Annotated in this window: 26 protein-coding genes and 1 tRNA gene; 15 read left to right on the top strand and 12 right to left on the bottom strand. The window is 55.8% G+C overall.

The genetic code is table 11. The features are described 5' to 3' along the window. Positions 1–26: 26 nt before the first annotated feature. The 6 genes from ppk1 to V7Z75_RS11885 form a co-directional block, all read right to left on the bottom strand. Positions 27–2,108 carry a polyphosphate kinase 1 gene (ppk1, locus tag V7Z75_RS11910; protein ID WP_334108891.1) on the bottom strand — a complete coding sequence of 694 codons (2,082 nt, stop codon included), beginning with the start codon at positions 2,106–2,108 and terminating at the stop codon, positions 27–29. A 53-nt stretch (positions 2,109–2,161) separates the two neighbouring features. Continuing rightward, the gene (locus V7Z75_RS11905; protein WP_334108890.1) at positions 2,162–2,434 is read right to left on the bottom strand and encodes an oxidative damage protection protein; all 273 of its coding nucleotides are present in this window, start codon (positions 2,432–2,434) and stop codon (positions 2,162–2,164) included. 94 nt (positions 2,435–2,528) lie between these two features. Next, positions 2,529–4,601, bottom strand: a complete 2,073-nt coding sequence (locus V7Z75_RS11900; protein ID WP_442919915.1) for a TonB-dependent receptor — start codon at positions 4,599–4,601, stop codon at positions 2,529–2,531. A gap of 117 nt (positions 4,602–4,718) precedes the next feature. Then, a complete protein-coding gene (locus V7Z75_RS11895) occupies positions 4,719–5,027 on the bottom strand; it encodes a hypothetical protein (RefSeq protein WP_334108889.1) in 309 nt (102 codons plus the stop codon). Between the two features lie 115 nt (positions 5,028–5,142). Further along, positions 5,143–5,724, bottom strand: a complete 582-nt coding sequence (gene sodB / locus V7Z75_RS11890; RefSeq protein WP_334108888.1) for a superoxide dismutase [Fe] — start codon at positions 5,722–5,724, stop codon at positions 5,143–5,145. 138 nt (positions 5,725–5,862) lie between these two features. Further along, a complete protein-coding gene (locus V7Z75_RS11885; RefSeq protein ID WP_334108887.1) occupies positions 5,863–6,948 on the bottom strand; it encodes an NAD(P)/FAD-dependent oxidoreductase in 1,086 nt (361 codons plus the stop codon). Positions 6,949–7,075: 127 nt separating this feature from the next. On the opposite strand from V7Z75_RS11885, the gene V7Z75_RS11880 reads away from it, so the two are divergent. From V7Z75_RS11880 to V7Z75_RS11815, 14 genes are all read left to right on the top strand, one after another. Then, positions 7,076–8,074 (top strand): KpsF/GutQ family sugar-phosphate isomerase, encoded by a 999-nt coding sequence (locus V7Z75_RS11880; RefSeq protein ID WP_334108886.1) that lies wholly within the window; start codon positions 7,076–7,078, stop codon positions 8,072–8,074. 2 nt (positions 8,075–8,076) lie between these two features. Then, on the top strand, positions 8,077–8,601 hold the full coding sequence (locus tag V7Z75_RS11875; protein WP_334108885.1) for a KdsC family phosphatase: 525 nt from the start codon (positions 8,077–8,079) through the stop codon (positions 8,599–8,601). Positions 8,602–8,608: 7 nt separating this feature from the next. After that, complete coding sequence (lptC, locus tag V7Z75_RS11870; protein ID WP_334108884.1) at positions 8,609–9,328, top strand: LPS export ABC transporter periplasmic protein LptC; 720 nt, start codon at positions 8,609–8,611, stop codon at positions 9,326–9,328. 25 nt (positions 9,329–9,353) lie between these two features. Next, positions 9,354–9,893: a lipopolysaccharide transport periplasmic protein LptA gene (lptA, locus tag V7Z75_RS11865; RefSeq protein ID WP_442919914.1), complete on the top strand. Its 540-nt coding sequence runs from the start codon at positions 9,354–9,356 to the stop codon at positions 9,891–9,893. Between the two features lie 74 nt (positions 9,894–9,967). Continuing rightward, positions 9,968–10,693 (top strand): LPS export ABC transporter ATP-binding protein, encoded by a 726-nt coding sequence (gene lptB / locus V7Z75_RS11860; protein ID WP_334108883.1) that lies wholly within the window; start codon positions 9,968–9,970, stop codon positions 10,691–10,693. 19 nt (positions 10,694–10,712) lie between these two features. Next, positions 10,713–12,179, top strand: coding sequence for an RNA polymerase factor sigma-54 (locus tag V7Z75_RS11855; RefSeq protein ID WP_334108882.1), 1,467 nt, complete (start codon positions 10,713–10,715; stop codon positions 12,177–12,179). 30 nt (positions 12,180–12,209) lie between these two features. Further along, on the top strand, positions 12,210–12,536 hold the full coding sequence (gene hpf, locus V7Z75_RS11850) for a ribosome hibernation-promoting factor, HPF/YfiA family (protein WP_334108881.1): 327 nt from the start codon (positions 12,210–12,212) through the stop codon (positions 12,534–12,536). Positions 12,537–12,640: 104 nt separating this feature from the next. Next, positions 12,641–13,603 (top strand): HPr(Ser) kinase/phosphatase, encoded by a 963-nt coding sequence (gene hprK, locus V7Z75_RS11845; RefSeq protein WP_334108880.1) that lies wholly within the window; start codon positions 12,641–12,643, stop codon positions 13,601–13,603. After that, positions 13,603–14,445, top strand: coding sequence for an RNase adapter RapZ (gene rapZ / locus V7Z75_RS11840; protein WP_334108928.1), 843 nt, complete (start codon positions 13,603–13,605; stop codon positions 14,443–14,445). The genes hprK and rapZ overlap by 1 nt, the downstream gene beginning before the upstream one ends. Positions 14,446–14,493: 48 nt before the next feature. After that, positions 14,494–14,901, top strand: a complete 408-nt coding sequence (locus V7Z75_RS11835; RefSeq protein WP_334108879.1) for a PTS sugar transporter subunit IIA — start codon at positions 14,494–14,496, stop codon at positions 14,899–14,901. After that, the gene (locus tag V7Z75_RS11830; protein WP_334108878.1) at positions 14,894–15,163 is read left to right on the top strand and encodes an HPr family phosphocarrier protein; all 270 of its coding nucleotides are present in this window, start codon (positions 14,894–14,896) and stop codon (positions 15,161–15,163) included. Before V7Z75_RS11835 ends, V7Z75_RS11830 begins: the two co-directional genes overlap by 8 nt. A 42-nt stretch (positions 15,164–15,205) precedes the next feature. Further along, complete coding sequence (gene ptsP, locus V7Z75_RS11825) at positions 15,206–16,951, top strand: phosphoenolpyruvate--protein phosphotransferase (RefSeq protein ID WP_334108877.1); 1,746 nt, start codon at positions 15,206–15,208, stop codon at positions 16,949–16,951. Positions 16,952–17,009: 58 nt separating this feature from the next. Beyond that, positions 17,010–17,351, top strand: a complete 342-nt coding sequence (locus tag V7Z75_RS11820) for a DUF4870 domain-containing protein (protein ID WP_334108876.1) — start codon at positions 17,010–17,012, stop codon at positions 17,349–17,351. Positions 17,352–17,358: 7 nt separating this feature from the next. Further along, positions 17,359–19,398, top strand: coding sequence for a M3 family metallopeptidase (locus V7Z75_RS11815; RefSeq protein ID WP_334108875.1), 2,040 nt, complete (start codon positions 17,359–17,361; stop codon positions 19,396–19,398). A gap of 148 nt (positions 19,399–19,546) precedes the next feature. On the opposite strand, the gene V7Z75_RS11810 is transcribed toward V7Z75_RS11815, so the two are convergent. The 6 genes from V7Z75_RS11810 to cobT form a co-directional block, all read right to left on the bottom strand. Continuing rightward, complete coding sequence (locus V7Z75_RS11810) at positions 19,547–19,693, bottom strand: hypothetical protein (protein ID WP_334108874.1); 147 nt, start codon at positions 19,691–19,693, stop codon at positions 19,547–19,549. A gap of 128 nt (positions 19,694–19,821) precedes the next feature. Next, positions 19,822–21,354: a hypothetical protein gene (locus V7Z75_RS11805; protein ID WP_334108873.1), complete on the bottom strand. Its 1,533-nt coding sequence runs from the start codon at positions 21,352–21,354 to the stop codon at positions 19,822–19,824. A 359-nt stretch (positions 21,355–21,713) separates the two neighbouring features. Next, positions 21,714–23,180, bottom strand: a complete 1,467-nt coding sequence (locus tag V7Z75_RS11800) for a cobyric acid synthase (protein WP_334108927.1) — start codon at positions 23,178–23,180, stop codon at positions 21,714–21,716. A gap of 213 nt (positions 23,181–23,393) precedes the next feature. After that, positions 23,394–23,969: an alpha-ribazole phosphatase gene (gene cobC / locus V7Z75_RS11795; protein WP_334108872.1), complete on the bottom strand. Its 576-nt coding sequence runs from the start codon at positions 23,967–23,969 to the stop codon at positions 23,394–23,396. After that, entirely contained in the window at positions 23,970–24,734 is a 765-nt protein-coding gene (locus tag V7Z75_RS11790) for an adenosylcobinamide-GDP ribazoletransferase (protein ID WP_334108871.1), read from the bottom strand. Further along, positions 24,731–25,789 carry a nicotinate-nucleotide--dimethylbenzimidazole phosphoribosyltransferase gene (gene cobT / locus V7Z75_RS11785; protein ID WP_334108870.1) on the bottom strand — a complete coding sequence of 353 codons (1,059 nt, stop codon included), beginning with the start codon at positions 25,787–25,789 and terminating at the stop codon, positions 24,731–24,733. Before cobT ends, V7Z75_RS11790 begins: the two co-directional genes overlap by 4 nt. Positions 25,790–25,954: 165 nt before the next feature. Here cobT and V7Z75_RS11780 point away from each other — a divergent pair. After that, positions 25,955–26,030 (top strand) — tRNA-Phe (locus V7Z75_RS11780). Positions 26,031–26,032 lie beyond the last annotated feature (2 nt).

The following is a 26,032-nucleotide window of genomic DNA, read 5'->3' as shown; positions in this document are numbered from 1 at the left end:
TTTTGCGACAAATTGGCAACCTAGCGCTATACCTCCGGCAAGGCCTCCTGGCCGTATTCGCCCATCAGAAACTGTTGCGCGGTAAAGCTGGCGCGGCGGTTCGGTTTAAGCACATAAGTGCCGTCGGACTGCATTTCCCAGGCGTTGGTGTTGTCCTTGAGGTAGGGCTCCAGGCCTTCCTTGAAGACGCGGCGCTTGACCTTGGCATCCAGCAGCGGGAAGCAGACTTCAATGCGGCGGAAGAAGTTGCGGTACATCCAGTCGGCGCTGGAAAGATAGATATGCTCGGCGCCGTTGTCGTAGAAATAGAAAATGCGGGTATGTTCGAGGAAGCGGCCAACGATAGAGCGTACCTTGATGTTCTCCGAGATGCCGGGAATGCCGGGACGCAGGGCGCATACGCCGCGTACGATGAGGTCGATCTGCACGCCGGCGCTGGAGGCGTCGTAGAGCGCGCGGATGACGTCGGGGTCAAGCAGGGCGTTCATCTTGGCTATGATGCGCGCCTTCTTGCCGGAGCGGGCGATTTCCGCTTCATTCTGGATGGCCTTGACCGTGCGTTGGTGCAAGGTGAAGGGAGATTGCCAGAGATGGCGCAGCTTGGACGCCCTGCCCAGGCCAGTGAGCTGGGCGAATACGTCATTGACGTCCTCGCTGATTTCCTCCTGGCAGGTCAGTAGGCCGAAATCGGTGTAGAGGCGTGCGGTGCGCTGGTGGTAGTTGCCGGTGGCGACGTGCACGTATCGGCGCAGCTTGTCCTCCTCGCGCCGCACCACCATGGCCATTTTGGCATGGGTCTTGTGACCGACCACGCCATACACTACGTGGGCGCCTGCATTTTCCAGCTTGGCGGCCCAATTGATGTTGGCTTCTTCATCAAAGCGCGCCAGCAGTTCCACGACCACGGTGACTTCCTTACCGCGCTGCGCCGCCTCGATCAGTGATTTCATCAGCGTGGAATCTGCGCTGGTACGGTAGAAGGTCTGCTTGATCGCCAATACCTGCGGGTCTTCGGAGGCCTGCTTGATGAATTCGATCACCGGGTTGAACGACTGGAACGGGTGGTGCAACAGGATATCCTGCTTGCCGATTGCCTTGAAGATATCGGTTTCCTTGAGCAATTCCCTGGGCAGGCTGGGCGTGTAGTGCTGGAATTTGAGATCAGGGCGATCCACGCTGTCCGGAATCTGCATCAACCGCACCAGGTTTACCAGGCCGTTGACCTGGTAAAGGTCCTCTTGCATGAGGCCGAATTGGCCAAGCAGGAAGGCCGACATTTCCGCTGGGCAGTTGTCCGCTACTTCTAAACGCACAGCATCGCCATATTGACGATGCACCAACTCACCTTGCAAGGCCAGCCTGAGGTCCGTTGTATCCTCGTCATCCAGGATCAGGTCGGTGTCGCGCGTGACGCGGAACTGATAGCAGCCTTTCACCGTCATGCCGGAGAACAGCTCGCTGACATGGGCGTGCAGGATGGAGGATAGGAACACGAACCCGTGATCGCAACCCGCGATTTCGCGCGGCAGGCGAATGACGCGCGGCAGGGCGCGGGGCGCCTGCACAATTGCAACGCCCGAATTGCGCCCGAAAGCATCCTTGCCTTCCAGTTCCACGGCAAAGTTCAGGCTCTTGTTGAGCACGCGGGGGAACGGATGGGCAGGATCAAGGCCGATCGGGGTGAGGATGGGCATCAGCTCGCGGAAAAAATAGGCGGCAATCCATTCACGCTGGGTATCGTTCCAGTCGCCGCGGCGGATGAAGCGGATTTCCTGCGCTGCCAATTGCGGCAAGACCACTTCATTGAGGATCTTGTATTGGTGCTCGACCATCTCGTGCGCAAGGCTGCTGACTTTTGCCAGCGCTTGCGTGGGCAGGAGGCCGTCCGGGCCTATATGTGGGGAATTGTACTTGATCTGGTTCTTGAGGCCGGCGACGCGCACCTCGAAGAACTCATCCATGTTGCTGCTGAAAATACAGAGAAACTTGAGGCGTTCCAGCAAGGGAACGCGGTCATCTTCGGCTTGGGCCAGCACGCGACGGTTGAAAGCGAGAATGCCGAGTTCACGATTGATAAAGTATTCTGGACTCAATTTGACGGGCAACATGATATAAAAACCTCAGTGTATGCCCGTAATATGACAGATTAATGAAATATTAATCAACTTTTCGGCGGTACATAGCCCTCTGCCGTATCTGCGCCATCGCCAAAGAAGTAGGCTTCAGTCTGTTCAGCCAGATATTTGCGGGCAGAGGCATCCGCCAGGCTCAGGCGGTTTTCATTGACCAGCATGGTCTGATGTTTGAGCCAGCCCGCCCAGGCTTCCTTGGAGACATTATCGTAGATGCGCTTGCCGAGATCGCCGGGAAACGGAGGAAAATCCAGGCCATCGGCATTGCGGCCCAGCTTAATGCAAAAAACGGTACGTGCCATGATGTCGGTCTATCAAAGAGTGAATCAAGACCGACATCATAGCGCAAGCTGCTATCGGCGGCGATACCGTGGCAGCTTGAGCAGGTACGTAGACCTAGAACTCGCCGCGCAGGCCGACCAGCAGCGAGCGTCCACCCATGGGCGCGATATCCTTGAGGATGGAGGTATGGTCGCGGATGGTTTGATCTAGCAGGTTGTAGGCTTTGGCGAAAGCCTCCAACTGGAAATACTGCGGCGTTGGCAGCTTATAGGTCAGGGTGGCGTTGACCAGGGTATAGCCGTCGGTCGCCAGTTCGTTTTCATCAGTGCGGTTCTGCTTGAAGGCGCGTAGCACGTCCAGGCGTGAGCCGAAGCGGCTGAAGCGGTAATCCAGGCCGAACCCTAGTTTCAACGGCGAGATGCGCGGCAGTGAATCGCCTGTGTCGCGGTTGGTGGCGCGCACGTAATCGCCGCGCAGGTTCAAGTCGAGCTCACCCACCTTGTCGTAGATGCGGAATTTGCCTTCGGCCTCAATGCCCTTGAAGACTGCCTTCGCTCCACTGAATATGGCTTCTGTGATTTCAGAATCCGCCTGGTTGGCTTCACCGTTCTCATTGACGAGCACACCGCTGTTGAACAGGCCGATGAAGGTGCTGTAGCGGGTGTAGTAAGCGCCTATGCTGAAGGAGTTGTGATTCTGTTTCCAGCGCAACTGGGCGTCCACGCCGTTGGAACGTTCTTTCTTGAGGTCGCGCGAGCCGACTTCATACTGGTCGGTGGCGACATGCACGCCATCGGCGAACAGTTCGAAATAACTGGGCGCGCGTTCGTTGTGCGACAGGTTGGTGGTGACCGACCATTGCTCGTCCAGCTTGAACAGCGCACCGGCGGCGAAGCTGTATGGCGTGAACGAGCGGGACTGGCCCGGACCGAAGTCGTCATTGTCGCTGGATTCGATCTTGGCATGTTCCACGCGGCCACCAAACGTCAGCTTGATGTCCTCGTCCACCAGCGGCAGCTCTTCATACACATACAGGGCGCGGGTATTGGTGCGATTGGAAGGAACGAAGGCTTCCTCGCCCAATGCCTGGAATCTGGAGTTGTGGAATTGCAGCCCGACGACGCCGTTCAGCGGGCCGATGTTGCCATGCGTGGCTTCGATGGAGCCTTCCACGCCACGGTTTTTGAATGTGGTGCTGACCTCGCCATCTTCCAGCTCCTGGTGCTTGTAATCGGTATAGGCCATGCGCACCTTGACCTTGCTGATGATGCTGCCGAGATTGCCCAACTCGGAGGCGAAATCCCAGCGGTCACTCTGCATGTCGATCATGACGTCTGGTTCTGCCACCGTGCCGTATTTGCTGTTGAACGTGGAATAGGACATGCCGACATAGCCGTTCTCCAACGCGATGGAAGCGCCGATGGCGCCGCCGTCGGCATCCGAGCCGCTATTGACCAGGCGGCCCTTGTGTTCGCGGGCTTCACCTGTCTGTTCACTCTTTCGGCGGGACATGGCATAGCCCGGGATATCCAGGTCGTCCGTCTTGCGCTTGTAGGCGTCCGCATGCAGCGTGAGCACGCCATTGCCAGCATCCATGACGATAGCGCCGTTCTTCTGGTTCTCAGCGCCGCCAAAACGTGCTTCGGCGCGGCTGGTGACGCCGTCGATCGCTTCGCGGGGGATGCGGTGGTCAATGGCATTCACTACGCCGCCGACCGCGCTGCCGCCATAGAGCAGGGCCGCAGGGCCGCGTACTACGTCAATTTGCTCGATGACCAGCGGATCCAGCGCCACGGCATGGTCGAAGCTTAGGCTGGAAGCATCCAGGATGCCCACGCCGTTCTGCATCATGCGCACGCGTTCGCCATCCTGCCCGCGGATCACTGGTCGCGAGGCATTAGGGCCGAAATAGGTGGAAGATACGCCGGGGATGGATTTCAGGGTTTCGCCCAAGGTACTTTCGCGCTGGAGCGACAATTCGCGTCCACTCAGGGTGGAAACCGGCACCACCATGTCGTCCGAAGCCACACCCAGCGGATTGGCGGTCACAGCGATGATCGGCAGTTCGATATCCGCCGCCATGGCGGTTTGCGCGATGATGGCGCTGCCAAAGGCCAGCGTGATCAGGCTGAGGGTTTTGCTCGGCGCGAAGGCTGGGCCAAGGGTTCTTATTTCACGGTTTTGCATCTTGAATCTCGCATTTCAAACTGTTCGGCAAGCCATGCTTGGCATGCACTGTATGCCCAATGATCTTGGGCACAATGACGATCCTATCCTGCCGTGCAAAATAGGATATTGATGGAATCAGGCGAGAATTGCGGGCGGGGCGCGCGAAATGTAGGCAGCAATGCGCTCGTTGCGCAGCTCAATGCTGGCAGGGGCAATGAAACTGTCATGGCCGGTTGCGATAGGCAACGCAAGATGAAAGGTGGGGCAAGAGCCATCCAGGCTGCTGAAGCCCAGACATTTTTTGCACAAATTGTTTTGCGGGGATTGGTCCTGCGTATGCGTGAGCGGATCGCTCAGGTGCGAAATCTCATGCGCGGTAATCGCCTGCTGGCTGAACAGCAGCAGGAGGGAAAGCACATATCCGAGAATGAATCTACGCAACATGGTTGCGATTTTAGCATGGCTAATGTGAAAAAAAGAAACGGCCAGAACTATAAAGTGCCTGGCCGTGCATGGGGTCGGGCCTGCCGGTTGTCAGGCCACCTGCAATGGGATGTTATTAGCCCTGGAAATTGGCTGCAACGAAATCCCAGTTCACGATGGACCAGAATTCTTCTGCGTATTTCGGACGGGCATTGCGGTAGTCGATGTAATAGGCGTGTTCCCAGACGTCGATCGTCAGCAATGGGATCTGGCCCTTGGTTAACGGAGTTTCGGCATTGCTGGTGCTTTCCAGGCTCAGGCTGCCGTCCGCGTTCTTGACCAGCCATGCCCAGCCTGCGCCAAATGTGGTGATGGCTTTTTGGGTGAATTGCTTCTTGAAATCTTCGAAAGAGCCGAAGGCCTTGTTGATCGCCGCTGCCAGCTCGCCAGTTGGCTCGCCGCCGCCATTGGGCTTGAAGCAATTCCAGTAAAAAGTGTGGTTCCAGACTTGGGCTGCATTGTTGAAAATACCGCCGGAGGATTTCTTGATGATGTCTTCCAGGCTGGCGTTCTCGAACTCGGTACCCTGGATCAGGTTGTTGAGGTTGGTGACATAAGCCTGGTGGTGCTTGCCATAGTGAAACTCGATGGTTTCAGCAGAAATGATAGGTTCCAAGGCATCTTTGGCATAAGGGAGCGGCGGAAGTTGGTGGGCCATGCTTGTTCCTTCTTTTACGTTGGATTGACGAAATCGGCCCACATTCTGCCATAGGCAAAACCGTGCTGAGATAGTGAAAATCATTCTCAGAGCAGGCTTCGACAGCCTTGGTGGTGCCTTCAGGCAGGTATTTGCCGCTCAGCGTGGCAAGGCAAACGGTGCAGGGTCTGTCCAGGGCTGCTCATCACAGACCATGGCTGCAATCAGGCTGGCGCTGGCTGGGCCCATGGTCAGGCCATAGCGGAAATGTCCGGTATTGAGGAACAAGTTTTCTATCGCTGGATGCGGGCCGATGATGGGCAGGTTTGCAGGCGTGCCGGGGCGCAGGCCGCTCCAGTGCTTGATGATGGGGGCGGAGGCGAGTTCGGGCAGCAGGGCTGTTGCCTTGGCATGGATTTCATCGCGCACATGTCCGGTGACGGAAGGATTGAACCCCACATCTTCCAGAGTGCTGCCGGCCAATAGATAACCATCGCGGCGCGGCACCAGGTAGAAGCCTTCGCGGTAAATTATGGCTTCGGGGTTGCGTTCCGGCTTGTAGAGCAGGATCTGGCCGCGCATGGGCTTGATTTGCAATTTGCTGGCTACCTCTTTCAGCAACTCGAAGCTCCAGGCGCCAGAGGTCACGATGAAGCGGTCTGCCTCAAGCAGTTCGCCAGCCGTGGTGCGCCAGCCAGTGAGTTTGCTGGAGGTAGTATTGAGCGGCATGAGCTCGGTATGCTCCAGTAGCCGTACATTGTTTTTTTCCAGCCAGGCGCGCAGGGCGTGCATAAGGCAGGGCGGTCGTACCTGGGTTACTTTCGGTAGCCATAATGCCTTTTCCTCGATGGGGGAGCGCACGCCGAAATCGGTGGCATGGACTTCTTCTACCTGCGCTTGATATTGCTCGCACCATAACAATGCCGCTGAATGGTCAAAATTGGGCAGCAGCAGGAAACCGGATTTGAGCATTTGCGGGTCTATGCCGGTTTCTTCAAGTAGGTGCTCGCATATCTTCTGATATTGCGCCGCGCCGCGGTTGGTCAAGGTATTGACGTGTTCGGAGTACATCCACGGCAGCAATGGAAACATGATGCCAGCCCCTGCCCAGGAGGACTCTCCCGAGGTTTGGCTGGCGATCTGGTTGCGCTCGACTATGGTTACCTGGCAGCCACGGGAAGCAAGCTCCATGGCGGTTAAGCAGCCGACGATGCCACCACCGGCGATCAGGACATGCTGGCTCATGATGGACATTTCATGGAGACGGCCATGATGGGGAAAAGCGGCTCGAACAGATTCATTACGCAAAAATTATGCCGACTTCGCGGCATATCCTTTATTCAGCGAACATTCCCTTTTATACTTGGCATATATGGGAATTTCCGAGTTACAGACAAGCGATAGCGCGACTGCGCCATTGCAGCTTGCGCGAGAAGTATTGGCGATCGAGGCGCGTGAGGTGCAGGCATTGGCCGAGCGCCTGGATGAGAACTTCGTCAACGCAGTTGGGTTAATTTTACAATGCCGTGGCCGAGTTGTCGTGACTGGCATTGGCAAGTCGGGCCACATCGGCAACAAGATTGCCGCCACGCTGGCTAGCACCGGAACCCCCGCTTTTTTCATGCATCCTGCCGAAGCCAGCCATGGCGATCTGGGCATGATTACCCGTGATGATGTGGTGATCGCGCTGTCGAATTCCGGCGAGGCGGATGAGTTGCTGGCTATCCTGCCGCCGCTGAAGCGCATTGGCGCCAAGCTGATCAGCATTTCCGGCAACCGGCTTTCCACCTTGTCCAAGGCGGCAGATGTTTTCCTTGATGCGCATGTGTCGCAGGAGGCATGTCCGCTCGGGCTGGCGCCGACCGCCAGCACCACGGCGGCATTGGCGCTGGGCGATGCGCTGGCGGTCACCTTGCTGGATCAACGCGGGTTCTCGCGCGAGGATTTTGCCTTGGCACATCCTGGCGGCTCGCTTGGGCGGCGTCTGCTGTTGCATGTGCAGGATGTCATGCGCCATGGCGGCGATATTCCAAGTATTTCCAGTAGTAGCCTTCTCAAGGACGGCCTGTTGGAAATATCGCGCAAAGGTTTGGGCATGACGGCTGTGCTCGATGATGCGGGCAAGCCGGTGGGAATATTCACTGATGGTGACTTGCGGCGGGCGTTCGAGGCTGGTGTCGATATTCACGGCACCAGTATGGGCGACGTGATGCACCGGAATCCGCAGACTATCCTGCCCGAGCAACTGGCGGTGGATGCGGTGGCATTGATGGAGCAATATTCAATCAGCAGCCTGTTGGTCGTTGACCAGCAGGGTAACTTGGTCGGGGCATTAAACATGCACGACCTATTGATGGCAAAGGTGGTTTAGAAGTGATTTTTCTGGAAGAGCGCGCAAAACGCATCAAGGTTGCGGTATTTGACGTGGATGGCGTCCTGACTGATGGCGGTTTGATGCTGGGCGATGATGGTCTGGAATACAAGATATTCCACTCCCAGGACGGTTTGGGAATGAAGCTGCTGGGGAATACCGGTGTCCGTCTGGCGTATATCACCGGGCGTAAATCCAATGTGGTAGTCAAGCGTGCCGAGAATACAGGCGTGCATATCATTTATCAGGGCGTGGACGATAAGCTGGAAGCATTTAACGACTTGCTGGAAAAGCAGTGTGTATCTGCTGAAGAGTGTTTGTTCATGGGCGATGATGTCATTGATATCCCGCCCATGCGCCGTGCCGGGCTAGGCATTACCGTACCGCATGCCATGCCGCTGGTGAAGGAGTATGCCCACTACACCACCGAGCGCCAGGCCGGGTGTGGTGCCGTTCGTGAGGTTTGCGAGTTGCTCATGAAGGCCCAGGGCACATTCGATGCGCAAATGGCGCCGTATCTGAAATAAGCCGGATATGCAGGGGCGCGTCAATACCATTTTTTTTCCGCTGGCGGTGCTGGGCGTGCTTGCCTTGCTGACGCTATGGATAGATCGCACGGTGCAGCCGCCTGCACCGAAAGTGGATGGCAGCACACGCCATGATCCCGACTATATCCTGAACAACTTTGCCACGACCAAGACCGACGCCGCAGGCAACATCAGCCATATCCTCAAGGCCTCCGAGATGCGGCATTACCCGGATGATGACACCACCGAGCTGGAAAATCCGCATTTCACGCAATATGGCGTGAATGCTCCGCCCACGACTATCGAAGGAAAGCGCGGCCATGTTTCCAGCAAAGGCGATATCGTGGATATCTATGACAATGTACGCGTCGTGCGACCAGCCTGGGGCGACCGCCAGGAGATGACATTGACGACGGAATACCTGCGGATAGAGCCGGATAGAAATATTGCCTCCACCGACCGGCCTGTAGTGATCACTCAAGGGCCGAAAAGCATCGTGCGGGCGGTTGGCATGGTCTATGACAAGAAAAACCAGACCATCCAATTGAACAAGCGCGTGCGTGCGCATTACGAGCGTCCGGCTGTCAAAAAACAGCCTGCCCGCAAACCCCAACCTACAACCCGGCCTAAACAGGCGGCAGCAAAACCTGCCGTGAACAAGGCTGGCAGACAAACCCAATCCGGTAATAGTAAAAATGCTAAGCTGCCAGCTAAAACCAAAAAATAGAATGCAATTCTTCAGCGGAGATTTTATGCGCACCCTGCGTTATTCTTTATTGCTTGCTTTTATGGCAAGCATGTTTGCCGTCAATGTTCATGCCGAAAAGGCGGACCGGGAGAAACCGATCGAACTGGAAGCTGATTCGGTACAGGTCAATGATGCCAAGAAGACCAGCACTTATACCGGCAACGTGATCCTGACTCAGGGGACGCTGGTGATCCGTGGAGACAGGCTGATCGTGCGCGAGGACAAGGAAGGCTTCCAGCACAGCACCTCCTATGGCAACCCCACTACCTTCAAGCAGAAGCGCGACGGCAAGAACGAGTACATGGAGGGCAGTGCCCAGCGTATAGAGTATGATGGACGCATGGACAAGGTGCAGCTGTTCACCAAGGCATGGGTCAAGCGCGGGGAAGATATCGTGCATGGGGATTACATCATGTATGACGCCAACGCCGAATATGCGGAAGTCATCAGCGGCGGCTCACAGGCGGCCACGCCAGCCACGCCGGGCGGGCGTGTGCGTGCCATCATCCAACCCAAGAAAAAGCCGGCAGCAGACGCCCCCTGAGCTCGAGTACATGGAAAGAAACTTCCAGCGCGAAAGCGAACCCAAGAATATTGCCCTGTTTAGATATTGCATACATGAGTGAATTAATCGTAGAAAGCCTGCGCAAGAAATATAAGTCACGCACTGTGGTGCAGGATATCTCCCTGCAACTCAACAGTGGTGAGGTAGTAGGTTTGTTGGGGCCGAACGGCGCGGGCAAGACCACCAGTTTCTATATGATGGTAGGCTTGGTGCCGCTGGATGGTGGCCGCATCCTGCTCGACGGCAAGGATTTGAGCCGGATGCCGATTCACCAGCGCGCGCGCATGGGCCTGGCCTACCTGCCGCAGGAGCCGTCTATTTTCCGCAAAATGACGGTGACGGAAAATATCCAGGCTATCCTGGAGTTGCAGCACCATATGACGGATGCACAGCGCAAGGAACAGCTTGAATCTCTGCTGCATGAACTCCATATCACCCATATACGCGACAACATGGCCGTCAGCCTTTCCGGTGGCGAGCGCCGCCGGGTGGAAATTGCCCGCTGTCTGGCGACCAACCCCAGCTTTATTCTGCTGGATGAGCCATTTGCCGGGATCGACCCGATCGCAGTGCTGGATATTCAGAAGATCGTGCGCTTTTTGACCGAGCGCAGTATCGGCGTACTGATCACCGACCATAATGTGCGTGAGACATTGGGCATCTGCGACCGTGCCTATATCGTGAACGAGGGCCGCGTGTTTGCCTCGGGCAAGCCCAGCGAGATCATCCATAATGAAAGTGTGAGAGAAGTGTATCTAGGCAAGGACTTCCGCCTGTAGTCGTGGCACAAAAGTAAAGATGAAACAAAGTCTACAGCTTAAATTTTCCCAGAATCTGACATTGACGCCGCAGTTGCAGCAATCTATCAAGCTGCTGCAACTGTCTTCGCAAGAGCTGAACCAGGAGCTGGAATCGCTGCTGCAGGCCAACCCTTTGCTGGAACGCGTCGATGGCCCGGATGGTGCTGCTGACGTATCCGATAGCTATGGCCCCTCTCATGACGTGGCCTCTGGCCAGACGACAGCCGAAACATCCGAACCCGTAGCCGACGATCTGCCAATGCCGGAATCCGGCGGTGCGGCAGATGACTACTTCGAGTCTTTTCAGGGTAGCAACCGCTGGGAGGAGGGTGGTGGTAATCATGACGACGATAACGATTTCAGCTTCCAGGAAGCAGTAAACCCTACATTGCGTGAGCATCTGCTGGGGCAGATCAAACTGATGCCACTTTCCGAGCGCGACCAGACGCTGGCCATGGTGCTGGTGGATGCCATCAATGATGACGGCTACCTTGAGCAACCGTTGGAAGAGTTGGCAGCATTGTTGCCGGAAGAGTTGGAAATTGAGTTGTTGGAACTGGAAATCGCACTTAAGCATATCCAGAACCTGGATCCGCCCGGTATTGGCGCGCGCAACCTGGCTGAGTGCCTGGTCTTGCAGTTGCGGACATTGCCCGAGGACACTCCTCACTTGGCACAGGCGATCACGTTGGCTGGGCAATACCTGCCTTTGCTGGCGAGCCGGGATTACACGCGCTTGCGCAAGCTGCTGAATTGCGATGATGGTGTATTGAAAGCGGTGCAGCAGCTTGTGACCCAACTGAATCCGCGCCCTGGCAGCGAGTTCAGTCATATTGCCTCGGATCACTATATCCAGCATGAAGTCGTGGTCAGAAAAGTCAAAGGTATCTGGATCGCGAGCCTGAATGATGAAGTGATACCCAAGCTGCGCATCAATCAATTGTATGCCAACATCCTGAAACGCAACCGCGACAGTTCCAGCCAATACTTGATGAGCCAGATGCAGGAAGCCAAATGGATGATCAAGAACATCCAGCAGCGTTTCTCTACCATCCTGCGCGTATCCCAGGCGATTGTTGATCGGCAGCGCAATTTCTTCGAGCATGGGGAAGTGGCCATGCGCCCGCTGGTGCTGCGTGAAATTGCCGATGAGCTTGGCTTGCACGAATCCACGGTTTCACGCGTGACGACAAGAAAGTACATGCTCACTCCACGCGGCGTCTACGAATTGAAATATTTTTTCGGCAGTCATGTGGCAACGGAATCCGGTGGCGCGTGTTCCGCCACGGCCATCCGCGCATTGATCAAGCAGATGGTGGGCGAGGAAAATCCCAGGAAGCCGCTGTCTGACAACCAGATTGCTGATATTCTCGGTAAACAGGGGATTGTGGTTGCAAGAAGAACCATAGCAAAATACCGCGAATCTCTACAGATTCCCGCGGCCAACCAGCGCAAGTCGCTTTGATTTGCGCGTTTTTTAAGTAAGGAGAGTGTTATGAATTTGCACCTGACCGGACATCATCTAGAGGTTACCCCAGCCCTGCGCGAATATGTGCAGTCCAAGCTGGCCCGACTCAGCAATCACTTTGATCATGTCATTGATCTCAAGGTGACGCTCAGCGTGGAAAAATTGGTGCAAAAGGCGGAAGCCACCCTGCGTGTTCCGGGGAACGACCTGCATGCCGAATGCGGTGCGGAGAATATGTATAGCGCGATTGATTCGCTTGCTGACAAACTGGATCGCCAAGTATTGAAGCATAAGGAAAAGGTCAGCAGCCATAACCAGGCTGACGGCGGCGTCAAGCATCAAACCGTCGAGTAAATCCTGTCTATGCTGCAAACGGGTACCGCTTCTGTCGAAGTGATGGAATCGGTACCCTATTTAGTTGTTTCTTCTGACTGATCATTCCCAGAGAATCAAGCCACATGGCCGAAATCAGTGTTTCCCAGCTCTACAACGACACGCGCCGCAAACTCAAGCTCAAATGGATAGCAGGTCTGGCGGGCGGCGAGAATCCGTTGACCAGTGAAACTGTTACCAAGCCTTCGCTGGCGTTGATCGGCCACCTGAATTTCGTGCATCCCAACCGGGTACAGGTATTGGGGTGCGCAGAGATGGATTATCTTCTCAGCCTGCATCCGCGCGAGTTGCAGCAGGCTATCAAGAATCTTTTTTCCGCTGACCTCGCCGCCATCATCGTCGCTAATGGCGAAGTGGCGCCAGATGAGCTGGTTGCGGCTGCAGACGAATACAAGACGCCTTTGCTGGCTTCACCACTACGTAGCCCCGAGCTGATGGATGTCTTGAGTCATTACCTCGCGCAAGCGGTGGCGGTGTCTGAAAGCCAGCACGGGGTATTCCTCGAGGTGCAGGGGTTTGGCCTCATGATCAAGGGCGATCCTGCCATCGGCAAAAGCGAACTGGCACTGGAATTGATTTCACGCGGCCATCGCCTGGTGGCGGATGATATCGTCGATTTCTACCGCGTTGCCCCCGACCGGCTGGAAGGGCGTTGCCCGCCATTGCTGCAGGATTTCCTTGAGGTGCGCGGCCTGGGCGTGCTCAATATTCGCGCCTTGTTCGGCGACAATGCCGTTAAACCGACCAAGCCGCTTGACCTGATCGTGCAGTTGCAGATGGCGGATACCATGGAGCCGCTGGACAGACTGAAGATCAAGTCTCATCATGAGAAAATTCTTGAGGTTACCGTCCCCAAGGTGGTGATTCCCGTGGCAGCAGGGCGCAATATCGCCGTACTGGTCGAAGTGGCGGTACGCAATCATATGCTGCTGTTGCGCGGCATCAACGGTACCAAACAGTTCATGCAGCGTCAGCATCGCGAGATGGCGCGCACGGCACGGAAGCTCAAGCAACAAGCGGAGAAATGATGCAGCTCGTTATCGTCACCGGTCTTTCAGGCTCAGGCAAAAGTATTGTCCTCAAGCTGCTGGAGGACAGCGGTTACTACTGCGTCGATAATCTGCCAGCCACCTTGCTGCCACAAATTTCCGAACACCTGGGCCAAGTACAGCATGAACGCGTAGCGATCAGCATCGATACCCGCAGCGCATCCCTGGAAGCATTGCCGGGCAATATCCGCACGCTCAAGGGAGAGGGCATGGATGTCCAGGTACTTTTCCTGGAGGCCAATGTCGAAACCCTGGTCAAACGCTACAGCGAAACGCGTCGTCGCCACCCGTTGAGCAACGACACCAGTACACTGGCAGAAAGCATCAGCCACGAGCGGCACTTGCTGGAACCATTGGTGGATCTGGGCTTGCGCATCGATACCAGCAATCTCAGCGCCAACGCCTTGCGGCATTGGGTCAGGGAATTCGTTACTCAGAGAAACGGCGAGCTGGTGCTGCTGTTTTCCTCTTTTGGCTTCAAGCATGGTATTCCGCTCGATGCGGATTATGTATTCGATGTGCGTTGCCTGCCCAACCCTTATTACGATCTCGCGCTCAGGCCCAAAACCGGGCAGGACAAAGCGGTATGCGATTTTCTTGAGCAGCATGAAAGCGTACAAGATATGTATGAGGACATCCGCCAGTTCATCGAACGCTGGCTGCCCAGCTTTGTTGCGGATAACCGCAGCTATCTGACCGTGGCGATCGGCTGCACGGGCGGGCAGCACCGCTCGGTTTACCTGACGGAGCGTCTGGCGAGCTATTTCCGCCATCAGCAACAGCGTGTGATGGTCAGACATCGCTCACTGGAGCAAGGCTAGTGCAGCTGACTGCGCTGGCGATATCACGATTCAACAGGATATAACGGCATGATAGGAATACTCATCATCGCGCATGGGACATTGGGTGAAAGCCTGATCCATTGCGCCAGCCATGTCATGGGTTCAAGGCCGCCATTGTTGCGCCAGTTGGGAGTGGGAACGCATGACGACCCGGTCATGCTGTTGCCGCAGGCCCAACAGATGATCAAGGAACTGGACGAGGGGCTGGGTGTGCTGATACTTTCCGATGTATATGGCGCCACACCTTGCAATCTGGTGACCCGGCTGTTGCAGCCAGGGCATGTGGAGGGGGTGGCAGGGGTGAACCTTCCCATGCTGGTGCGTGTGCTGACCTATAGAAACGGCAGCATCATGAACCTTGTCGAGAAGGCCATCAGTGGCGGCCGCGACGGGGTTGTGCATTTTTCCAAGGATTCCTGTAAGCATCATGATTAAACAAGAAATAGAAATCATCAATAAACTCGGCTTGCATGCGCGCGCTTCCACCAAACTCACCCAGACCGCCAGCCGGCATGCCTGTGAAATATGGATTGAGCGCAATGGTCGCCGCGTCAATGCCAAAAGCATTATGGGCGTGATGATGCTGGCGGCCAGCAAGGGCAGTATTGTGACGTTGGAGACTAATGGCAGCGATGAACAGGCGGCGATGGACGCCCTGGTCAAGCTGATCAATGAGCGGTTCGGCGAGCCGGAATAATCTACTAGCACTTAAGTTTCTTCCCTTTTTCAGGAATCGCTCATGGTGGCTCAAGGCAGCAAGGTCAGTTTTTCCATGCATGGCGTTGGCGTGTCCAGCGGCATTGCCATTGGTCAGGCCCATATCATCAGCAATGCGCTGGTGGAAGTCGTGCATTACCAGATTCCGAAAAAAGCGCTGGTGGCCGAGATTCTTCGCTTCGAGCAGGCGCTGGAACGCGTCCGGCATGATCTGGAAACCATCAAGGAGCAATTGCCTGTCACCGCGCCTGCGGAGCTGGCGGCCTTTATCAATACCCACCTGATGATCCTGGCTGACAAGCATTTGTCGGAAGCGCCCAAAGTGATTATTGAACAAGAGCTGTGCAATGCCGAATGGGCATTGAAGCAGCAGATGAACGAGCTGGTGGCCCAGTTCGAGCTGATCGATGACGAATACCTGCGCGAGCGCAAGCAGGATGTGGTGCAAGTGGTGGAGCGCATTATCAAGGTATTGCTCGGGCATCCCAGCGAGGTTGCCACGCGGCCGAATGAAAGCGCATTGATTCTCGTAGCGCATGATATTTCTCCAGCCGACGCCATCCAGTTCAAGCATCATCAGTTTGCTGCCTTCATTACCGATGTTGGCGGCGTGACCTCGCATACCGCGATTCTCGCGCGCAGCCTGGGCATTCCATCCATCGTGGCATTGCACCGCGCATGCGACCTGATCCGTGATGGCGAGCTGATCATTGTTGATGGCAACCATGGCGTTGTGCTCGTCAATCCTGACAAGAGCACGCTGGCGGAATACAAGCTGCGCCAGGAAGAATGGGAGCTGGAGCAGCAGAAGCTCAAACGTCTCAGGCAGACCAAGGCCGTGACGCTGGATGGCGTGGAGGTCGAGCTGCACGCCAATATCGAGGTACCGTCCGACGTGCCCAAGGCAAAATCGCTCGGCGCTACCGGGATTGGCCTTTACCGTACCGAATTCCTGTTCATGAACCGGCGGGAGATGCCGGATGAAGAAGAGCAGTTTGCGGCCTACCGCACCGTGGCTGAAACCATGAAAGGCATGCCGGTTACCATCCGCACCCTGGATTTGGGCGCAGACAAGCAGGTGAACCCTGCAGCCGCGCGTAATTGCACCAACCCGGCGCTTGGTTTGCGCGCTATCCGTCTCTGCCTTGCAGAGCCGCAAATTTTCTCTACCCAGCTACGCGCCATCCTGCGGGCTTCGCATTACGGCAGGATCAAGCTGCTTATCCCCATGTTGTCCTCGCTGTTTGAATTGCGGCAGACGGTGGTGCAGTTCGAGCGCGCCAAGGAGAGCCTGCGCGCGGACAATATTCCATTCGACGAGGAGATTAAGCTGGGCGGCATGATTGAGATTCCCGCTGCCGCCATCAATGCTGAGGCGTTTGCGCGAGAGCTGGATTTTCTTTCCATCGGCACCAATGACCTGATCCAGTACGCGCTTGCCATCGACCGGACGGATGATGCGGTATCGCATCTTTACCAGCCGACGCACCCTGCAGTGCTCAAGCTGATCGATATGACAATCAAAGCTGGCAATAAACTGGGCAAGCCTGTCTCGGTCTGCGGGGAAATGGCCGGGGATGTCCGTTTCACACGGTTGCTGCTCAGTATGGGCTTGCGCCAGTTCTCCATGCATCCGGCGCAGATCCTCACCATCAAGCGTCAGGTATTGCAGACCGACCTGCAAGGTATTACTCCGCTCGTGCGCAAGATCATGAACGCGTACGATAGCGACAAGATCGAACCTTTGCTTGAAAAACTCAATCAATAGTCTAAGAATCTGTTCAAAGCGCCGCCAGCAGGCGGCCAATCAACCAGGGGGATGCGCCATGAACGACCTGATTACCGTGCCAAGCTCGGACGAGAAAAATATCGCCGTGATTACCCACCTGGCGGGGACGCTGTTCAGCCTGTTTCCCGCCTTGATCGTCTGGCTGCTGAAAAAGGATGAGAGCCCGTTCATCGGTGAGCATGCCAGGGAAGCACTGAATTTCCAGATCACGCTCTTGATAGGCTACGTCATCAGCTCCATATTGATGTATGTCCTCATCGGCTTTCTGCTGGCCGGCATTCTCTGGCTGGCCAACATCGTCCTCTGCGTGCTGGCCGCTATTGCCGCCAGCAAGGGCGAAGAATACCGTTACCCGTTTACATTGCGACTGATTAACTAAGGATTTTATGAGCACTGCCAACAACCCTTTGCTGGATTTCTCCGGCCTGCCACAGTTCGACCAGGTAAAACCTGAACACGTCACGCCAGCCGTGGACCATCTGCTTGAAAAAGGCCGTGCACTGGTGGAAGTGCTGGCAACAGATACCGTCGCGCCGACCTGGGACAACTTCGCCCGCCCGCTGGAAGATTTCGAGGAGCAAATTTCGCGCGCCTGGTCACAGGTTGGTCATCTCAATGCAGTGGTCAACAGTCCCGAATTGCGCGAGGCCTACAACGAGAACCTGCCCAAGCTGACCGCGTTCTATGCCGACCTCTCGCAGGATGAGCGCCTGTACGCCAAGTTCCGCGCTTTGCGTGCCAGCGCGGACTACGACAAGCTCAACACCGCCCAGCGCAAGATCGTCGATAACGAATTGCGCGATTTCCGCCTTGGCGGCGCTGAATTGCCTGAAGACAAAAAGGCGCGCTTCAAGGCGATTCAGGAAGAGCTTTCCACCCTGGCCGCCAAGTTCGAGGAAAACCTGCTCGATACCACCAACGACTACGCCTTGTTCATCGAGGACGAAGCCCAATTGAAAGGCATCCCGGAAGATGCCTTGCAAGCCGCGGCCGAAGCCGCCAAGGCCGATGAAAAAACCGGCTGGAAATTCACCTTGCACTTCCCTTCCTACATGCCGGTGCTGCAATACGGCGACAACCGCGAGCTGCGCGAAACGCTTTACCGCGCCTACGCCACCCGCGCCTCCGAGTTCGGCAAGCCGGAGTGGGACAATACCGAGATCATCAGCAAACTCCTCACGCTACGCCATGAGGCCGCCGTGTTGCTGGGCTACAGCAACTATGCCGAAACCTCGCTCGCTACCAAGATGGCGGAAACCCCGGCCCAGGTGGAAGAGTTCCTCAACAACCTCGCCAAGCGCGCCAAGCCCTTCGCCGAGCGCGACATGCAGGAACTCAATCAATATGCCGCCGAGAAACTGGGCTTGCCCGAGCTGCAAGCCTGGGATATCGCCTATGCCTCCGAGAAGCTGCGCGAGGAAAAGTACGCGTTCTCCGACCAGGAAGTGAAGCAATACTTCCCCGAGCAGCAAGTGTTGCAAGGCCTGTTCAAGGTCACCGAGACCATCTTCGGTCTGCAGGTGCGCAAGAAGCAAGCGCCGGTCTGGCACAAGGACGTCAGTTTCTACGAAATCACCACCCAGGCAGGCGAGCCGGTCGGTCAGTTCTATCTCGACCTCTACGCGCGCAACAACAAGCGCGGCGGCGCCTGGATGGACGAGGCCATCACCCGCCGCAGGAAGAACCACGGCGTCGAAATTCCCGTGGCCTACCTCACCTGCAACTTCTCCGCGCCGGTCGGCGGCAAGCCCGCCCTGTTCACGCATGACGAAGTCATCACCATGTTCCACGAGTTCGGCCACGGCCTGCATCACATGCTGACCCGCGTCGAGGATTACGGCGTGTCCGGCATCAAGGGCGTGGAATGGGATGCCGTGGAATTGCCTAGCCAGTTCATGGAGAACTTCTGCTGGGAGTGGGACGTGCTGCGCCACATGACCAAGCACGTCGATACCGGCGAACATTTGCCAAAAGCACTCTTCGATAAAATGGTCGCCGCCAAGAACTTCCAGGCCGGCATGCAGACCGTGCGCCAGATAGAGTTCTCCCTGTTCGATATGCGCCTGCATTCCGATTTCAGCGAATACGACACCACCACCGCGCTCACGCTCATCGAGGCCATCCGCGACGAAGTCGCCGTGGTGCGCCCGCCTAAGTGGAACCGCTTCCCCAACAACTTCTCGCACATCTTCGCGGGCGGCTATGCGGCCGGCTATTACAGCTACAAATGGGCGGAAGTGCTCTCCGCAGATGCCTACAGCATGTTCGAGGAAAACGGCGTGCTTTCCGCGGAAACCGGCAAGCGCTTCTGGAACGAGATACTGGCGCAAGGCGGCTCGCGTCCTGCGCTGGAATCGTTCATCGCGTTCCGGGGCAGGGAGCCGAGCATTGATGCTTTGTTAAGGCATAGCGGCATGACGGCTTGAAATGCGGAAAGGCGCAATGCCCGATGGTGATTGCGCCCTACGCGAGCTGCCTCGTCCTTGGATACATAATAGCGCTGACAAGGAATAGCGTCAGCAAAATGTTATAAACTAGGTTGATGTCGATGGCAAGGAGGGCAAACAGCTTACCTTACCCGGCGGCGCGTGATTTAAGCAGCGCCAATATCCCCACCCCCACGCCCAGTACGCAGAATACAGACAACAGCAAGGCGACGATGCCGGGCTTCTTGCCGAGGTCGTCACCTTGGTTAGCGCCTATTTTTTCTGCGGATGCCATGGCTACCATTCCCATTTATTGAATCAATATGAGATTAAACCACTACAGGCAAGCCCATATATTCCGCCTGATAGAACGCACAAAAATGAATCCTGCGTCTCCTATCAGGCAGATAGTATCTTAACTGCCTATACTCCATCGCGCGCAGGAATGAATGTCTGGTCGATATTGCGATGTATTTGGTCTGTCATCTGTATCAATGCATTATCGTGGATATGCTTGATCTGTATTTTTAAATTATTTTTCTGTTGATCCAGCAAGGTTTGTATTTCTGTTTTCATTTCTTCACGATAGCGAAGCTCATCATATGCCACCATCGCTGTATCGACAGTCAACCAGGTCACGCCACCCACCACCACGCCGCACGCCAGTGCCAGCGGGCCGCCAGGAGCACACAAGGCCGCCGCAGTACCCGCACTCCCTAATGCGCTGCCACCGCGTTTACCGAGTAGTGTCCTGATAATGGAGCCTGATGAAATCCTTGATGACAGGGTACCAGCCAAGCGAGATACTCGCTGCCCAGCCGCCATTGCCATTCCTGCACCAAGAGATATTGCTGCACGTTTTGCATCACGCGAGAAATCCAGCTTAGTCAGCGCAGGTACTTGTATAGCCCCCAAGGCACAGGGCATGAGCCTGGCCTCTTGAATCAGTTGGCCTTGCAGCTTACTGGCGGCATGTTGCACAACCAAGCTCGAATGACCGAAAACCTGTCCCGGAATCTTCTGCACTAAGGCATCGATAGGTTCAGGATTGAACATAGTTTCCTGCAGCTTCTCCTGCAGTAGACTTTCGAGCGTCTGACCACCCACCTTGCCAGCAGCCACTGTGGCTAAACGACTATATCCACCAATGACTGAAAAATACCAGTCGAGATAGTCATTCACACGGGCCTCTACTCCTCTGAAAGCCAAGTCTACCTGTTGGTCGATTTGTTGATGAGCAATGCTGCGGGCGCTGACACTCGATTTCTGTAGTTGATTGCTGACCGTTTGCCGCAACGATGCCACTTTGGCGACATCAATCTCGCATGGATTTAATATTGCTTGCGCCCGATCTATCACCGGCTTGAAACTAATCCCAGGCGCTTGCCAATAGACCACAGCCAGGATGACGCTTATTGCGATCAACGCCCTCAACTGCACATTGGAAGCAAAGCTACGCAATGTTTGTTTGCGCAGCCCTTCTACCATACTCAAGATCCCCAGTAGATAGTGATTCAGGCTATAGGCCGTGATACCAGCGGGCAGCAAGATCAGTATCCATAGCATGACTTTGATCGATTTACTTTCTATATTGGGGATTAGTGTCTGGGCAACATGCCAGACAGATTGATCAATCACCTCCAACCACCCGGTCAACCAGCCAACCCAACGGGTTGCCGAATGATGGATAACATTCGCCCTGATCTCCTCTTGCAATGTCTCCCAAGGCAAAGATCGCGTATCTGTCGTGCCATAAAAATAATCCAGCAAGCAAAAAGCCATCGCAATGACGATCGTATTCAGCCAGAACAATGGCCAGGTACGAACGAATACACCCAGGTAATCAGCCTTGATCTGGCGCGAAAACCGTTTGCTGAGAAGCAGGGCCAGCAGCACCAACAACAGGCCATCAGCTGCCATCACAATCCATTGCGCGGTAGTTAGCAGTGTCGCCATACACAGCAACAATACTGTCCAGAAGAAAGCGCGGCAGACCTGCACCACCATATTGAAATAGCCAGACCAGAACCAGCGCCTGAGCGTGCTATCGGACAATGCGGCTTTTTCAAGCATGGCACGCCGCTTGAACAGAATACTCTCAGAGAAACTGACGAACACCGGTATGGTGAAGGCAATCAAGACCACAAATACGGGCCAATAAGACAACCTATGAAATTGCGTCGCTACCCCATACAACGCTGCTATGGCCAGCAATACTGCTCCTGTCTGAGCTGTGAAATACACTAATCTCCCCCTCCCCATGCATATCTTAAGGTTTTTTTTAATTATTTATCGTAGCAATACCTTCTCGTGTCTCAAGGGGCGCGAAAAGGTAGATAACCCGCCAATTTCTCCCAGTCCAGATGCTGTTCCACTTCATCGGCCAATCGTTCCAGGCTGGCTTCGCGCAGGGCGATGTAGTCGTAATGCGCCATCTCTTCCTGCGCTTTTGCAAGTTGGTTGTAGCCAGCCCAGTTCAGCCAGGCGCGTGTGGCTTCGGCATGGTCGAACAGGCCATGCAGGTAAGTGCCCGCTATTTGACCATCTTCAGACAATACGCCTTCAGGCTGGGTGCCGATATGCAGCAAGGGCTGTTTGAGCGAAGGACCGCTGCTAACACCCATGTGGATTTCATAGCCAATGACTTTGGCGTTGGCAAAAGAGAGCTTGCCTTCGACTTGCTTGAGGTGTTTCTTTTTGGTGAGCGTGGTTTCCATGTCCAGCCAGCCGAAGCCGTTGCTGGAGCCCGCTTCGCCCTCTACCCCGTGCGGGTCGTGGATTTGCCGACCCAGCATCTGGAATCCGCCGCAGATGCCCAGCAGCTTGCCACCATAGCGCAAGTGCCGGGCGATCTTGTCTTGCCAGCCGTGGGATTTAAGAAGGGCGAGGTCGCCGCGCACGTTCTTGCTGCCGGGCAGGATGATGAGGTCCGCCGGGGGCGCGGGTTCGTTGAGTTCGATGAACTGGAAATCCACGTGCGGATGCATGCGCAAGGCATCCATGTCGGTGTGGTTGCTGACATGCGGCAGCACCGGTGCGATTACGCGTAGCCAGGTTTGCGGTTTTTCCTCGATGTCCGGGGCGATGGAGTCCTCGGCTTCGAGATGCAGGTTGCGCAGGTAGGGCAGCACGCCGAGTACCGGTTTGCCGGTTTCCTGCTCCAGCCAGTCCAGCCCGGGTTTGAGCAGCGCAATGTCGCCGCGGAAGCGGTTGATGACGAATCCGACAATGCGCTTTCTCTCGGATTCGGACAACAGGGCCAGCGTGCCGACAAGGTGGGCGAATACGCCGCCGCGCTCGATATCCGCGATCAGGATCACCGGGCAATCCGCTGCCTCGGCGAAACCCATGTTGGCAATATCGTTCTGGCGCAGGTTGATTTCCGCCGGGCTGCCCGCGCCTTCGACGATGATGCATTCATATTGCTCGCGCAAGCGCTGCCAAGAGGCCATCACCGCTTCGCGCGCCTGGGGTTTGTAGTCGTGGTAGGCCTGTGCTTCCTGATTGCCGATGGCCTGTCCGTGGATGATGACCTGGCAGCCGGTATCGGTATTGGGCTTGAGCAGCACCGGGTTCATGTCCGTATGCGGAGCAAGTCCGCAAGCTTGCGCCTGTACCGCCTGCGCGCGGCCGATCTCGCCGCCATCGCTGGTGACGGCGGAATTGAGCGCCATGTTTTGCGGCTTGAATGGCGCTACCCGTACACCCTTGCGATGCAACACCCGGCATAGTGCTGCCACCAGCGTGCTTTTACCTGCATCTGAAGTGGTGCCTTGAACCATCAATGTTTTGGCATATGTCATTACATTACCCTTTCGCTTTTCTTGTTGTTCCCGGCTTGCTTGAGTATTGCCATATTGCTGAATAGCTTGAAGGATGAGCCTGAAACTGGTGTCCCTGCTTGATTATGGCAATCTGGCAGAAAAAATGGTTCAAGCTTCAGCATACGCTTTTGCAGACCAGGCTGCATGCTTTACCGGCCTGCCATGCAGCGCTTAGCGGTTGACGAAACCCACGCTGCTCAATGATCCTTGCAGCACGATTTTGCTGACGCTGGCGTAATCCACTTGCAGCTTGAACGTATTTACCAGCGGCAAACCCAGCGCGTGGCCAGTCAAGGCGCGGATGACCCCGGCGTGAGTGAATACCAACACCGGCTGTTCATCGTGCTCCAGCTCGGTCAAAAATGACATCGCGCGCTCGGCAAGCTGCAGATAGGATTCGCCATTGGGAGGCACATGCCGCACATGGTCTTCCGCCCAGACCTCGATCAGCCCTTGGGGAATGTCATTCCATGACTTCATTTCCCATTCCCCGAAATTCAATTCCTTGAGCCGTTCGTCGTGTTGTATATCCAAATGGGAGCCAAAAGTGGCGGCCACCGATTCGGCCAGCTTGACGCAGCGCTGCAGGGGGCTGCTGTAAATGACAGGCTCCGGCAAATGCCGAAGCTTGGGGTGCAGCAAGGTAAACTCATCCATGAAACTTGCAGCCACATCGACATCGCTTTGTCCGTAACACGTGCCAGGCAAGACATCGGGCCTTGTGTGCCGAATCAGATAAATATCCATTTACATGTTCCCAGCCAATATTCCAAGATAAAACGCCAACTCGGTGAGTTGCTGCATGGCACCCAGGCAGTCTCCAGTGTAGCCGCCCAGGCGCTGCTTTAATTTTCTGCTGAACCACAGCCAGATGGCAACTACCGGCAGCAATGCCATCAGCCAAGTGCTGGTTGGCAGCAGAAACAGTGGCGCAAGGCCGGTCAATATGGCGATCCATACAGTGCTGGCCGAGGGATTGTGCGCCAGAGGCTTGGATTTGCCTTCTTCACGCACATATCCCTGGGTGGCGATCACCAGCACGGCAGCCAGTCGGCTGACGGCATGCGCGGCCACCATGGCTGCAGGCAATATCTCGATGCGGATATGGGACAGGCTGGAGAACTTGAGCAGCAAGGCCATCACCAGCGCAATGGCGCCATAACTGCCGATGCGCGAATCCTTCATGATGGTGAGCGCCTGTTCCCTGGTCCAACCGCCGCCCAGGCCATCTACGGTGTCTGCCAGACCATCCTCATGAAAGGCGCCAGTCAGCCAGAGGGACGCGATCATGCTCAGGATGATGGCGACGGTGGCAGGCAATACCAGCTCGGCCAGATAGAATACCAGCGCGGCTACGGCCCCGATAAGCGTGCCAACGAGGGGAAAGTAACGCGCGGCATGGTTCAATGCTGCCGGATCAAAATCCTTGATGATGGGTAATGGCACTCGTGTGAGAAAGCCTGCTGCCAGCAGGAATAAGCGCCATTGACGCTTCATGGCGTACTTTGTCATGTTGCGCCTTGGCGGCTGATATTGGCGGAATCGAATGAGGCCATTTCATTAAGGAAATTCACGGCGGCCTGCACGAGAGGATAAGCCAGAGCCGCGCCGCTCCCTTCTCCCAGGCGTAAACCGAGATTGAGTAATGGTTTCGCTTTGAGCTGCTCCAGCAGCAACGCATGTCCTGCCTCATCAGAACAGTGCGCAAAAATGCAGTAATCGAGAATGGCCGGTGCAATCCGGCTCGCCGTCAGCAAGGCGGCTGTCGCGATGAAACCGTCGATCAGCAGGGCGCAGCGGCGTTTCGCCGCACCGAGCATGGCCCCTGCCATCATGACGATTTCAAAGCCACCGAAGGTAGCCAGCACTGTCAGGGTGTCGGCAGACTCTATCTGGTGATGCGCAATGGCTTGGTGGATAACATCGGCTTTATGCTTAACCCCCGCATCGTCCAGTCCGGTGCCGCGGCCTACGCATTGCGCTACCGGTAAATCGCACAGCACGGCTGCCAGCGCGGAAGCTGAGGTGGTGTTGCCTATTCCCATCTCGCCGAACCCCATGATATTGCTGCCCGCACCGGCTTCTGCCTGAGCCAGTTGATAGCCTTGCGTTAGTGCCTGCATACATGCCTGCTGGCTCATGGCGGGCATCTTCAGGAAGTTATGAGTGCCCATACCGATTTTGGCATTGATTAGGCCGGGATGCGGCGGAAATTCATGGCATACACCGGCATCCACGATCTTGATTTCCATACCGTGTAGGCGCGTCAATACATTGATCCCTGCACCACCTGCGAGGAAATTCAGCACCATCTGCTGCGTAACCGCTTGTGGATAAGGGCTGACGCCTTCTTCGGTAATGCCATGGTCTCCGGCAAACACCAGGATGAGCGGACGGCGCAGCGCAGGAGACAGGGTTTGCTGGATCAGGCCCAATTGCAATGCTAGGTTCTCAAGCTGCCCTAACGCGCCAAGAGGTTTGGTTTTGTTGTCGATCTTGGCCTGTAGGCTGGCCTTTAAAGTCATGTCCAGAGGCGGAATTGAGAATGCAGGGAGCGCGGAAATCATGAAATTCACTTTTTAAATCAAGCCCGGAGCATACCTTAGCCTGTCGATTTTTTAAACAAGGGATTAAGTTGAGAAAATTTTGGAACTTGGCTAGACGAAACGCGGAAGTTTGCTATAATGCTGGCCTTGCGTGAGCTTCTAAAGCCAGCGTGACAAAAGCAAGATGGCCAGGTAGCTCAGTTGGTAGAGCAGCGGATTGAAAATCCGCGTGTCGGCAGTTCGATTCTGCCCCTGGCCACCAAT

Origin of the sequence: Methylobacillus sp. (assembly GCF_036844465.1) — a bacterium.
Taxonomy (GTDB): Bacteria; Pseudomonadota; Gammaproteobacteria; order Burkholderiales; family Methylophilaceae; genus Methylobacillus.
This window is presented reverse-complemented; position numbering and strand designations above follow the sequence as displayed.

Excerpts from the sequence above, each read along its gene's own strand:
- cobT (WP_334108870.1), bottom strand. The coding sequence starts at position 25,789 with ATGATTTCCGCGCTCCCTGCATTCTCAATTCCGCCTCTGGACATGACT.
- hpf (WP_334108881.1), top strand. The coding sequence starts at position 12,210 with ATGAATTTGCACCTGACCGGACATCATCTAGAGGTTACCCCAGCCCTG.
- V7Z75_RS11895 (WP_334108889.1), bottom strand. The coding sequence starts at position 5,027 with ATGTTGCGTAGATTCATTCTCGGATATGTGCTTTCCCTCCTGCTGCTG.
- V7Z75_RS11905 (WP_334108890.1), bottom strand. The coding sequence starts at position 2,434 with ATGGCACGTACCGTTTTTTGCATTAAGCTGGGCCGCAATGCCGATGGC.
- V7Z75_RS11900 (WP_442919915.1), bottom strand. The coding sequence starts at position 4,601 with ATGCAAAACCGTGAAATAAGAACCCTTGGCCCAGCCTTCGCGCCGAGC.
- V7Z75_RS11885 (WP_334108887.1), bottom strand. The coding sequence starts at position 6,948 with ATGAGCCAGCATGTCCTGATCGCCGGTGGTGGCATCGTCGGCTGCTTA.
- cobC (WP_334108872.1), bottom strand. The coding sequence starts at position 23,969 with ATGGATATTTATCTGATTCGGCACACAAGGCCCGATGTCTTGCCTGGC.
- rapZ (WP_334108928.1), top strand. The coding sequence starts at position 13,603 with ATGCAGCTCGTTATCGTCACCGGTCTTTCAGGCTCAGGCAAAAGTATT.
- V7Z75_RS11855 (WP_334108882.1), top strand. The coding sequence starts at position 10,713 with ATGAAACAAAGTCTACAGCTTAAATTTTCCCAGAATCTGACATTGACG.
- V7Z75_RS11880 (WP_334108886.1), top strand. The coding sequence starts at position 7,076 with ATGGGAATTTCCGAGTTACAGACAAGCGATAGCGCGACTGCGCCATTG.
- lptC (WP_334108884.1), top strand. The coding sequence starts at position 8,609 with ATGCAGGGGCGCGTCAATACCATTTTTTTTCCGCTGGCGGTGCTGGGC.
- hprK (WP_334108880.1), top strand. The coding sequence starts at position 12,641 with ATGGCCGAAATCAGTGTTTCCCAGCTCTACAACGACACGCGCCGCAAA.
- V7Z75_RS11815 (WP_334108875.1), top strand. The coding sequence starts at position 17,359 with ATGAGCACTGCCAACAACCCTTTGCTGGATTTCTCCGGCCTGCCACAG.
- ptsP (WP_334108877.1), top strand. The coding sequence starts at position 15,206 with ATGGTGGCTCAAGGCAGCAAGGTCAGTTTTTCCATGCATGGCGTTGGC.
- V7Z75_RS11835 (WP_334108879.1), top strand. The coding sequence starts at position 14,494 with ATGATAGGAATACTCATCATCGCGCATGGGACATTGGGTGAAAGCCTG.
- ppk1 (WP_334108891.1), bottom strand. The coding sequence starts at position 2,108 with ATGTTGCCCGTCAAATTGAGTCCAGAATACTTTATCAATCGTGAACTC.
- lptA (WP_442919914.1), top strand. The coding sequence starts at position 9,354 with ATGCGCACCCTGCGTTATTCTTTATTGCTTGCTTTTATGGCAAGCATG.
- sodB (WP_334108888.1), bottom strand. The coding sequence starts at position 5,724 with ATGGCCCACCAACTTCCGCCGCTCCCTTATGCCAAAGATGCCTTGGAA.
- V7Z75_RS11800 (WP_334108927.1), bottom strand. The coding sequence starts at position 23,180 with ATGGTTCAAGGCACCACTTCAGATGCAGGTAAAAGCACGCTGGTGGCA.
- lptB (WP_334108883.1), top strand. The coding sequence starts at position 9,968 with ATGAGTGAATTAATCGTAGAAAGCCTGCGCAAGAAATATAAGTCACGC.
- V7Z75_RS11790 (WP_334108871.1), bottom strand. The coding sequence starts at position 24,734 with ATGACAAAGTACGCCATGAAGCGTCAATGGCGCTTATTCCTGCTGGCA.
- V7Z75_RS11830 (WP_334108878.1), top strand. The coding sequence starts at position 14,894 with ATGATTAAACAAGAAATAGAAATCATCAATAAACTCGGCTTGCATGCG.
- V7Z75_RS11805 (WP_334108873.1), bottom strand. The coding sequence starts at position 21,354 with ATGGCGACACTGCTAACTACCGCGCAATGGATTGTGATGGCAGCTGAT.
- V7Z75_RS11820 (WP_334108876.1), top strand. The coding sequence starts at position 17,010 with ATGAACGACCTGATTACCGTGCCAAGCTCGGACGAGAAAAATATCGCC.
- V7Z75_RS11810 (WP_334108874.1), bottom strand. The coding sequence starts at position 19,693 with ATGGCATCCGCAGAAAAAATAGGCGCTAACCAAGGTGACGACCTCGGC.